At 37.9% G+C, this 11,385-nt stretch carries 3 protein-coding genes; all 3 read right to left on the bottom strand.

Translation table 11 applies throughout. The features are described from left to right. Positions 1 to 2,288 (bottom strand): AMP-binding protein (locus tag C4E06_RS01815; protein ID WP_157951098.1); only part of this gene is annotated, 2,288 nt, incomplete at its 3' end. 44 nt (positions 2,289 to 2,332) lie between these two features. Then, positions 2,333 to 8,059, bottom strand: coding sequence for a non-ribosomal peptide synthetase (locus tag C4E06_RS01810; protein ID WP_107666521.1), 5,727 nt, complete (start codon positions 8,057 to 8,059; stop codon positions 2,333 to 2,335). Beyond that, a complete protein-coding gene (locus tag C4E06_RS01805; protein ID WP_107666520.1) occupies positions 8,059 to 11,364 on the bottom strand; it encodes a non-ribosomal peptide synthetase in 3,306 nt (1,101 codons plus the stop codon). The genes C4E06_RS01810 and C4E06_RS01805 overlap by 1 nt, the downstream gene beginning before the upstream one ends. Between the last annotated feature and the right edge of the window lie 21 nt (positions 11,365 to 11,385).

Raw genomic sequence — 11,385 nt, 5'->3', positions numbered from 1 at the left:
GGGACGGTTCCCAGGGTGGGGGTTTGGGAGTCAATGGGGTAGGTGGTGACTCCCACGGTGGTTTCTGTGGGTCCATAATGGTTGAATAGACGGCAGTTAGGGGCTTTTTGCCGAATTTGGTCAATGAGTCCCCAAGGGGCTACTTCTCCCCCTAATATGAGTCGCTGACGGGGTAAAAATGATCCTTGGGGATCGGCTGCGAGTAACGCCTGGAGGTGGGAGGGGACGATTTTCAGGCAGTCAATAGAATGGTGTTGGAAGTAGTCGGCCAGGATTTTTGCATTAGCAGCCCTTTCTTGAGAAATGAGATGCAGACATCCCCCAGTGGTAAGGGCGGGAAAGATGCAAGTATGGCCTAAGTCTGCTGCTAAAGTGGATACTAGGGCAAAGTTGGCATGGAGAGGAATATCTAATGCTTTGATAATACTATGAAGGTAGTTAAGGAGTTGTCGGTGTTCGATGGCCACCCCTTTGGGTTGTCCCGTAGAACCGGAGGTAAAGATAACATAGGCTAGGGTTTCAGGGGTTAGTTGAATGTGAGGATTTTGGTTGCTATTTTGGGCGATGGTTGGCCAATCTTTGTCTAGATCAATAACTTTATAATTGGGTAAAGATTGGGGGGTAACTAGAGATTTTTGTGTGATTAAAATGTTGGCTTTTGCTTCTTTTAGCCGTTGTTGGAGTCCGGCAAAGGGAAGGGCTGAATCGATGGGTAAATAGGCTGCCCCTGCTTTAATAATGCCTAACATGGCGATGATCATTTCTAAGGAGCGATCGCCATAAACAGGGATGGGACTATCGGGTTTAACACCGAGTTTTATTAAGTAATGGGCGAGTTGGTTGGCTTGTTGGTTTAATTGTTCGTAGGATAGTTTTTTGTCTTCATAAACCAGGGCCGTATTTTGGGGGGTTTGTTTAACTTGTTGTTCAAATTTTTCTTTAAATGAGGTTAACTCATTATGTTTAGTTTTGGTATTATTTAATTCAATTAGTAATTCATTAATATGGTTATGATTGAGTATTTCTATGTCTTTGATTTGGGCGTTAGGATGGGTAAAAATGTTCATTAATAGGGTTTGAAAATAGTCAGCAAACCGTTGGACTTCTTCTAAGTTGAAGAGACTAGCATCATAATAAAATTGAGTTTTGAGACTATTTTCTTGGAGGAGACAAAAGAGTTTTAGTTTAAAGCGATCGCTACAGGTATATTGTTGATATAAACTGATAGTTATGTCATCACCTTGATACTGTTTTTCCTGGGTTTGAAATTCAAATGCTATTGGCGTAATTTCGTTTTTATCTCCTAAGTAATAGTCTTGCCAAGGACGATGATTACTAACGGTTTCATGGGTTTTTATTAGTAACTCATTTAAGGTCATTGATTGATCAATATGACTATAAACAGGAATCGATTTATCAACTAATCCTAAGATGTCTTGTAGTTCTTCATAAATTCTTCCCTTGTAGTTATGATTAACAACAATATGGGTTTCATTGGTTAGTTTTGATAGTAAAGTTTGCCAGCAAGTGAGAATAAAGTTATCAATAGTGACATTATAACTTGTAGCAAAACTTTTTATTTTTTCTGTAATTTCTCTACCAATTTCTAATGTATAGGTTTTCGGATTGAAAGAGTTTGAATTTTGCTGTTCAAAAGGAAGTTTTAAACTAGGTTTAGGGTGTTTTTTTTCTTGTTGCCAATAATTAAAGCCTTCGGTTGCCTCTTCTTCTTCTAATAGTTCGTTTTGCCATTCAGAAAACTGTAAATAGTCAATAATTTCGTCATTATTATCTTTTTGATGATAAATATTATAAATTTCTTGGGTTAAATTTTTTAGGGTTTCTGCATCGCCGTTTAATGCAGGTAAACTAATCAGTAAAAAATGTTTGGTTTCTGAAACCGTTAATAAGGATAAATAAAATAGGGTCGTTTCCTCTAGGTTATTTAACTTTTCTCGATGGGTTTGAAAAATATTTTCAATGGTTTGATCAAGGAATTCAGGGGAAGTTTTATCTTGTTGCCAATGGAGATAAAAAAATTCATTGACAACTTGGACAGGTAACTTAATTCCTTGAATTTGTTTATAATTTGTTCTTAGAATATCATATCTTTTAATCAGGGTTTCTAGAGCATTTTGTAGGCGATTAATTTGTAAGTTGCCTTGTATTAAAAGGGCAATTTGTGAACAAAATGGGTTACTAAAGGTAGAGTTAACTGTTTGTTGTTGTAACCATACATATTTTTGTTGTGGGGAAAGACGAAATCCTTGAATCGTTTGATTAATCATGTTGGTATCCTCTTCTTAATTTAAAAAGTATTTGATTTTGAAATTTATCTATCTGCTAAATTGACTAAATTGCCCATTGCTACAACAATTTTACGCTTTCCCTGGTAGGGATTTCGACTATGAGCAGTTAGCATATTATCTAACATCAAAATATCGCCTTTTTCCCAAGGAAAACTAACCGATAAGTCTTGATAAATTGTTTTGATTTGGTTCATCACTTCATCTTCAATGGGTGAACCATCCCCATAGTAAACATTTCTAGGAAGCCCTTCATAACCAAAGTTTGATAATAAAGATTGGCGAATATCAGGGTCAAGAAAAGAGATATGATGTAATTGAACTTGATTAAAAAAGACAGATTCTTGAGTGGTAGGATGTTGAATAATAGCGGGACAAACTTTCTTAGTTCTTAACCCATCATTAGGCAACCATTCCCAGTCAATGGTATTTTTTTGACAATATTTTTGGACTTCTTGTTTATCATCTGTCTTAAAAAAGTCTTGCCAGCTAACGTCAAAGTCTTTGATGTAATTACGGACATACATTAACTGTTTTTCTTCTAAGGTTTTTCTAATATTACTATCAAGGTTTTGATAAATTTTTCGACAGTCAACAATGGGGGTTTCTCCTCCTTTTTCCGCAGGTTGAACACAGAAAAACCAGATTTTTTGTGGCCAACTATTGAGATGAGAACTTTCGTTATGAAATAAGATAGCTTTATCGGCCGGATAAGGGGTTGAACCGTAAACTTTATTACTAATTCCTTCTCTGGGTAAGTCTCCGTAATTACCAAATAAATCAGGACAAATGGCTTGAGATAATGCTTCAAAATCAGAGACTTTATTAAAGTTAAATCCTCTGAATAAAATTGCCCCATGTTGTTGTAATTTTTCTTCTAAATAGGGTCGATTATTGTTTGCCCATTCCATGATATCAATATCATTAATATTGGGCTTAATGATTAAGGGTAAGGGTTCATCTGGTTGAAATTGTTCGGTTTTAATTAATTGTTCGGAGGATACCGCGACAGCTTTAGGTTGAATACGTTTGAATTTTTTAAACTTATTAAGTTTGGCTTTTTCTCGTTGAGATTTTTGTTCAATTTGTTGCTGTTTTTCGGCTTCGCTTTGCATTTCTAATTCCTCAATAGTTAAGTCTGGGTTGTTAACAATGCTTTGTAAAAGGGTTTGAAAATGATTAGATAATTGATAAACAGTAGAAGGGGTTAAGATGTTACTTTTATATTTCCAAGTTCCTTTAATTCCTTCGTTAGTTTCTTCTATAAATAAAACGAGATCAAACCTTGCTTCTCCTTCATAAAGTTGCACCGGTTTAAGGGTTAAATCTGATAATTCTAAGGGGGGAACGGGGGCATTTTGAAACACTAAAAGAACTTGAAATAAAGGAGTTTGGTCAAGACTTCTTTCGGGTTGTAAAAGTTCGACCAGTTTGGCAAAGGGAAAGTCTTGATGGGCGTATGCTTCTAGGGTAGTTTCCCTAACTCGTGATAGTAATTCTCTAAAAGTAGGCTTTCCTGATAGGTCATTTCTTAACAAAATAATGTTAATAAAAAAGCCGATTAATGCCTCAGTTTCTTTATGGTTACGGTTAGCAACATCCGTTCCGATGACGAGATCATCTTCTTTTGTATAGCGATATAATAAGACGTTGAATGCAGCTAAAATGGTCATAAATAGGGTGACACCAGATTGCTGTGAAATCTTATTAAGTTGCTCTGATAAAGTAGGAGAAAGGGTAAAAGATTGAGATGTATTAGATAGGTTTTGACCTGGAATCTTTCTAAGCTTTTTATTGATCTCAGCAAGGTTTAAAGTAGGAAAATGACCTAATTTTTCTAGCCAGTATTGAGATTCTTGTTCTAAAATCTCCCCTTGTAACCATTGCTGTTCCCAGTAAGCAAAGTCAGCATATTGTATGGGTAATTCCGGTAAAGGTGAGGGCTTATCTTGACAAAAAGCTTGATATAAGCTAGAGAGTTCTTTAACAATAACCCCACTTGACCAAACATCAAAAATAATATGATGCAAAGAAAAGAGTAAAATGTAACTCTTTTCTTCTAATTTGAGTAACTTAGTTCTCAATAAGGTATCCTGTTCTAAGTTAAAAGGGGTTTCGGTCTCTTGGATGGCAATTTCTTTTATTTTTTCCTCTTTTTTCTCTTCAGATACTAACTCTAAGTTCTCTTTTTCTAAAAAAATATAAACTTGAGAATTGATCACTTGAATGGGTTGACCATTATTCGTTTTAAATGTGGTTCTCAGGGCTTCGTGTCGTCTCACAATTTCATTGATACTCTTTTCTAATGCCTCCTCATTTAATTGTCCCTGTAACTGAATCGCCCCTGACATATTATAGCTATGATTTCCAGGATCAAATTGATCTAAAAACCATAATCTTTGTTGAGCAAAAGATAAGGGTAAGGGTTGCTCTCTAGACACTTTCTTAATGCTTGATTTGGCTGTTGTCTTGTGGTTATTAATTACTTGACTTAACTGGGAAATGGTAGGATATTCAAAAAGCGATCGCAAAGAAATTTCTATGTTTAATTGTTGTCGAATTCTAGAGATAACTTGAGTAGCTAATAAAGAATGTCCTCCGACGGTAAAAAAGTCATCATTAATGCTAAGTTTTACCCCTAAAATTTCTTGCCAAATGCTGACTAATTCTTTTTCTATAGGAGTGTTAGGGGGAGTAAATGTTTTATCTGTAAAGGTTTTATTAGGTTCAGGTAAAGCCTTGCGGTCAATTTTTCCGTTAGGGGTTAAAGGAAATTCATCTAAAGAAATAAAAGCCGAAGGTATCATATAGTCAGGTAATTTGTTCTTTAAATAACTCCTTAACTCTTCCCTGGTAATATTGTCTGGTTGTTTAGGAATATAATAAGCCACTAAACGATTAATTCCTGATGCTTCTTTTTTAGCAATGACCACAGCATTCTTGAGTGCTGAATGTTGATTTAACTGGCTTTCTATTTCCCCTAGTTCTATTCTAAAACCTCTGATTTTTACTTGATAGTCACTTCTGCCGATATATTCTACTTTGCCACTGGGTAAATATTTGGCTAAGTCTCCTGTTTTATAAATTTTCTCCCTAACTCCCTGCTCCCTGCTCCCACCTTGAAAAAAGGGACTATTGATAAATCTTTCTTCCGTTAAGTCTGGGCGGTTCACATAACCCCTTGCTAACCCATCTCCGCCGATATAAAGGTCTCCTGGTACCCCGACAGGTACGGGTTGTAAATGGTTATCTAGGATATATATTTGAGTATTATTAATCGGACGACCAATGGTGATGTTGTCTGCTGATTCTATTTTTTGAATCATTGACCATACGGTGGTCTCTGTTGGCCCATACATATTCCACAGTTCACCACTTTTTATGAGTAAGTCTTTGGCTAAAGTTTGACTCAAAGCTTCCCCACCACAGAGTATTTTTAAGTCTTTCTTTCCTTTCCATCCTGCATCTATTAACATCTGCCAAGTGGCCGGCGTTGCCTGCATGATACTGGCGTGACATTGGTCTATTTTCTCACTTAAGGCAACTCCATCCATAGCAGTTTCTCCACTGACTAAGACGACTTTTGCACCAGTTATTAAAGGTAAGAATATTTCTAACCCTGCGATGTCAAAAGATAAGGTGGTTACTGATAGTAAAACATCGTGAGGGTTTATCCCTGGTTGTTGGGCCATGGACCAGAGAAAGTTAACAATAGCTTGGTGGGATATTTCCACCCCTTTGGGTTTTCCTGTGGACCCAGAGGTGTAGATAATGTAGGCTAAGTCTTGGGGTGTCCGGGGTTCGGGGTTCGGGGTTCGGAGTTCGGAGTTTAGAGTTAGGGTATCAACTTCTATGATAGTTCGACTCTTGCCTCTTGCCTCTCCCCCCTTACTAAGGGGGGGTAGGGGGGGTTGCCCTTCCCCCCTTACCAAGGGGGGGTAGGGGGGGTTGCCTTCTTTTGACTGAGTTAAAATAACCTCAACTTGACTATGTTCTAAAATATAATTAATACGTTCAGAAGGATAAGCCGGGTCAAGAGGAATGTAGGTTCCTCCTACTTTGAGAATGGCTAAAAGTCCGATGACCATTTCAAGAGAACGTTCCATACAAATGGCCACTAAATCGTTAGGTTTAACCCCTGATACTTGGAGATAATAGGCTAATTGATTGGCTTTTTCATTGAGTTGAGAATAAGTTAATTTTTCGTTGTCAAATTCAACAGCAATGGTGTGGGGGGTTTGGTTAACTTGTCTTTCAAATAGTTGGTGTAAACAATCATTTTTAGGATAATTAGCGTCGGTTTTATTCCATTTAATTAACAGTTTCTGTTTTTCTAATTCTGTTAATAAATCTAAGGTTTGAATACTCTGACGAGGATGGAAAAGAATATTATTTAATAGGGTTAAAAAATGTCCTACCATTCTTTGGATGGTTTCGGCTTCAAAGAGGTCTGTTTTATACTCAAACATCCCCCATAACCCTTCCTCTGTCTCTTCCATGTTCAAGGATAAATCAAATTTTGCTGTTTTCCATTCCTTCTCTATCACCGCTACGGATAACCCAGGTAAGGAAAGGTTTTCTTTTGCCGTATTTTTCTGTAAAGTAAACAGCACTTGAAACAAAGGAGAATGATTTAAATGACGTTCGGGTTGTAATTGTTCGACTAATTTTTCAAACGGAAAGTCTTGATAGTCATAAGCATCTAAACAAACTGTTTTAACTCGATTTAATACCTCTAAAAAACTCGGATTTTCTGATAAGTCGGCACGAAAAACTAAGGTATTTAAGAAAAAACCAATTAATGGCTCAATTTCTGGGTGACTGCGGTTAGCAATGGGAGAACCGACACAGATATCTTCTTGCTGAGTGTAGCGATACAGTAAGACAAAAAATGCACTTAACAAGACCATAAATAGGGTGGCATCCTCTTGCTTTGCTAAAGCTTTTAACTGTTGTGTTACCTCAGAAGGCAACCTAAAACATTGACTGGCCCCGTTAAAGGTTGAGGTGAGGGGACGGGGTTTATCCGTGGGCAAGGATAAGGGAGTAATATGGGCGAGTTGCTGTTTCCAATAGTCCAGTTGATGGGCTAAGGCTTCCCCTTGGAGACGTTTTTGTTGCCAGTGGGCGAAATCGGCATATTGAATGGGTAAAACGGGCAGAGGGGACGGTTTTCCCTGGGAAAAGGCGTGATAAAGTTGTCTTAGTTCTTCGATAAAAACCCCTTTTGACCAAGCATCGGACACAATATGATGGAGGTTAAGGAGTAGTATGTATTCATTTTCAGTTAAACGCAACAGTTTTAAGCGAATTAAAGGACTTTTAGCCAAGTTAAAGGGGGTTTCTTCCTCTTCTCGGCTGATGCGTTCCACTTCGGTGGCGGTTGCTTCTGGCGACTGTCCCCGCAAGTCGATAATAGGAATGGTAAGGGTGACCTCAGGAATCACTCGGGCCTGGGGTTCTCCTTCAATTTCGGTGAAACTGGTTCGTAAAACTTCATGACGCTGGACAATCTCATGAATACTGTCCTCAAGAGCCTGAAAATTCAGTTTTCCTGTTAATTTTAATCCCCCAGGCAAGTTATAAGCGCAACTGTCTGGGTCCAACTGGGTGAGAAACCAGAGTCTCGTTTGCGCTGATGATAAGGGTATCTCATCAGAGTTGTCTCGTGGGGGAATACCTTGAGGTGAGGCAGTGTCTACCCCTTCGTCTTCGAGGAGATATTCAAATAATTCTAAGTCTTCTGCACGCATTATGGTTGTCCTCCTTGTCGTTTTTGTGCCAGCAGTCTTTGTTTTTCTTCGGGGGATAAACTGTTTAACTTTTTCAGGGTTTGGGCAATCTTTTCGGTTTGGCCAGGTTTGGGTTCACGGGATACTAGGGTTTGGCTTAAATGGGTGATGGTGGGGTCATCAAACAAGTCTCTTAGGGTTATGTCAGCGCGGAAGGTTTGACGAATACGGGCAATGAGTTGCGTGGCTAATAAGGAATGTCCTCCAAGGTCAAAAAAGCTGTGATTGACTCCTACTTTTTCTAAAGAGAGTAAATCTTGCCAAATATGGCATAAAATCTCTTCTATAACAGTGTTAGGAGCAACATAGTTAAGTTCAGGGCTGTTTCTATTGGGGGCAGGCAGTTGTTTATGGTTAATTTTGCCGTTGGGGGTTAAGGGTAAGGTGTCCAACCACAGAAAATGGTTAGGAATCATGAAATCGGGGAGTTTTTGCGCTAAAAAGTGTTTTAATGTTTGGTTTTCGGGTTTTTCTTCCCCTACACTGATAAGATAAGCCACTAAACCAGGGTTTCCTGGGGATGCTTCCCAAGGGGTGACGACGGTTTCTTGTATCTGGGGATGTTGTCTTAAGGCGGCTTCGACTTCCCCTAACTCGATACGAAAGCCTCTTATTTTAATCTGGCGGTCTTTTCTTCCTAAAAATTCAATGGTTCCATTGGGTAAATATCGGGCTAAATCCCCCGTTTTATACAGTTTTTGACTCAAATACTTTCTCCCTACTCCCTGCTCCCTGCTCCCTGCTTTAAAGAAGGGATTCTCGATAAATCGCTCTTCGGTTAACTCTAGCTGATTGAGATACCCTCTAGATAGGTTATCCCCACCAATATAGAGTTCTCCTGCGACCCCAATAGGAACCGGTTGCAAGTATCTATCTAAAATGTAGATTTGGGTGTTAGGGAGAGGAGTCCCCAAGGGAACGGTGTTCAAGTCGCTGACGGGTTTCTCTGAGGTGACGGGATAGGTTAACACGCCGATGGTGGTTTCGGTGGGGCCATAATGGTTATAGATGGGACAATGGGGAGCATATTGTTTTATTTTTTGGATTAATTGCCAGTTTAACCCTTCTCCCCCTAAAATTAGCCGTTTTTTAGGTAAAATCTTCTCAGGATGTTTAGCCGCGATTAATAGGGTAGATAGGTGCGATGGGACAATCTTTAAACAGTCAATGGGATGACGGTCAAAATATTCGGCGAACCTTTCTGCATCCATGATTCTATCTTGGGAGATAATATGGACACAGCCGCCTGTGGACAATGGCGGAAAAATAGCCGTATTGCCTAAATCTGCTGCAAAACTAGACACATTAGCAAAACGACTCTCTGGGGGAAAGTCTAGCTTCTGTTGAATGCCATAGACGTAGTTACACAGTTGTTTATGTTCGACTCCCACCCCTTTGGGTTTCCCTGTTGAACCCGATGTATAGATCACATATACTAAATGTTCGGGAGCCACTGGAATAGTGGGGTTGTCGGTAGATTCTTGGGCAATGTTATCCTCTTCTTGGTCTAAATTCAATATTTTGACAGGAAGATTAGCTAAATTTTGCTTTAAATGCTCTTGAGTAAGGATTAAACTGGCTTTAGCATCTTCTAAGCGCAATTTAAGAGCTTCTTGGGGTAAGGTTGCATCCAAGGGAAGGTACGCCCCCCCTGCCTTGAGAATAGCTAACATTCCGATGATAAAGTCAAGGGAACGCTCAATAAATAGGGGAACAATGTGATCAGGTTTGACTCCTTTTTTGATGAGATAATGGGCGAGTTGATTGGATTTTTGATTTAATTGTTGATAGGTTAATGATTGATTTTCGTCAACAATAGCAAGTCGTTCGGGTGTCTGTTTTGCCTGTTGTTCAAATTGTTGATAAATTAGGTTTTGAAAGGAATATTCTTGGGTAGTTTGATTAAATTGGTTTAAAATCTTCTCTTTATCTTCGAGGCTGAGAATGTTTAATTTATCGATGGGTAAATTTGATTTAACAATAAGGTTTTGTAATAAGATTTTATACTGATTACACAGCATTTTAATAGTTTTACTGTCAAATTTATTCTTATCATAAGCTAAAAATAGGTTTAAATTATCCGTTTGCTGTTGAATAAATAATTTAAGTTTAAAGGGTTCCGTAACACTTATCTTATCAATCAAAGAAAAAGAAACATTGTTAACTCTCTTTTCTGGTATGGACTCATCCCATTCAAAAGAATAGGACAAAATACTTTGATTAATTTCTCTTTCTTTTTCCTGAAAAGTATTCCAGGTAAAATAGTCTTGCCATTTCTTATTTTCTGAATCATTCAGTTGATTAAGTTCTAGTATTTCCAAAAAGGTTGATGTTTCCTTTAACTCAACTTGATCCGGTAAATATTTAGCAAATAACCCGATACCTTGTTCTAATTCTTCGTAACTACGTCCCTGAGTTTTTCTACCCAAGAAAAAAGATGGTTTTCCAGTTATTTTATAAATAAATGTCGCAAAACTGCTATAAAAGAAGTTTTCTAAGGAAATATCACAGCTTTCTGCCAATTGTTTGATCTTATCCCAGAGTTCAGATGATAGCTCTATTCTCTCTAACTGGGCAGTAAAGTCAAGACATTGTTGATTATATTGTTCAATAACTAAAGAAGAAAGTCCTTCATATTGCTCTCCTTTTTCGCGCCAAAAGGATCGAGCGATCGCCCCTTCTTCGTCTTCTAAAAGTTCATGAAACCATTCAGCAATATCAGCATATTGTATCTCGACATCTGCTAAACTTTGACCCTTATAAGCGTCAATAATTTCTTTAACCAAGAGGTTAAAAGACTGACTATCTCCACATAAAGCAGATAGACGAATCAGTAAAATAAACTTATCATCTAATACTCTCACTAATTTAAACTTAATGGGAGGAAATTTATCAAAGTTAAATAGAACTTGATTAAACTCAGTTTGTACAATGTTAACAGATTTTACTCCTTTTTTAGAATCAATTTCTCTTAAATCTTCCTCTTGCCAGTCTAATTTAGGGGTGGTTATTATCTGCTGAAAAGGAATACTCATTCCTGGCAAACAAGGGAAGATTGTCCGCAAAATTTCATGACGCTCCATGACTTGATAAATAGCCATTTTTAGACGTTCAATATCAAGATTACCCTCAATAGTTAGGGAACCGTTCACTTGATATTGATAACTAGACTCTAATCCTTGTAATAACCAAATTCTTTCTTGTTGAGGGGATAGGCGAAATCCCTCATTCATATCTGGTTGTAAAGATGTTTCAATCTCTGTCATGGTTATTGCTCCTCACTCTCA

Origin of the sequence: Cyanothece sp. BG0011, from assembly GCF_003013815.1 — a bacterium.
GTDB lineage: Bacteria > Cyanobacteriota > Cyanobacteriia > Cyanobacteriales > Microcystaceae > Crocosphaera.
This window is presented reverse-complemented; position numbering and strand designations above follow the sequence as displayed.

Coding starts and splice junctions, on each gene's coding strand:
- C4E06_RS01810 (WP_107666521.1), bottom strand. CDS start 8,059: ATGCGTGCAGAAGACTTAGAATTATTTGAATATCTCCTCGAAGACGAA.
- C4E06_RS01805 (WP_107666520.1), bottom strand. CDS start 11,364: ATGACAGAGATTGAAACATCTTTACAACCAGATATGAATGAGGGATTT.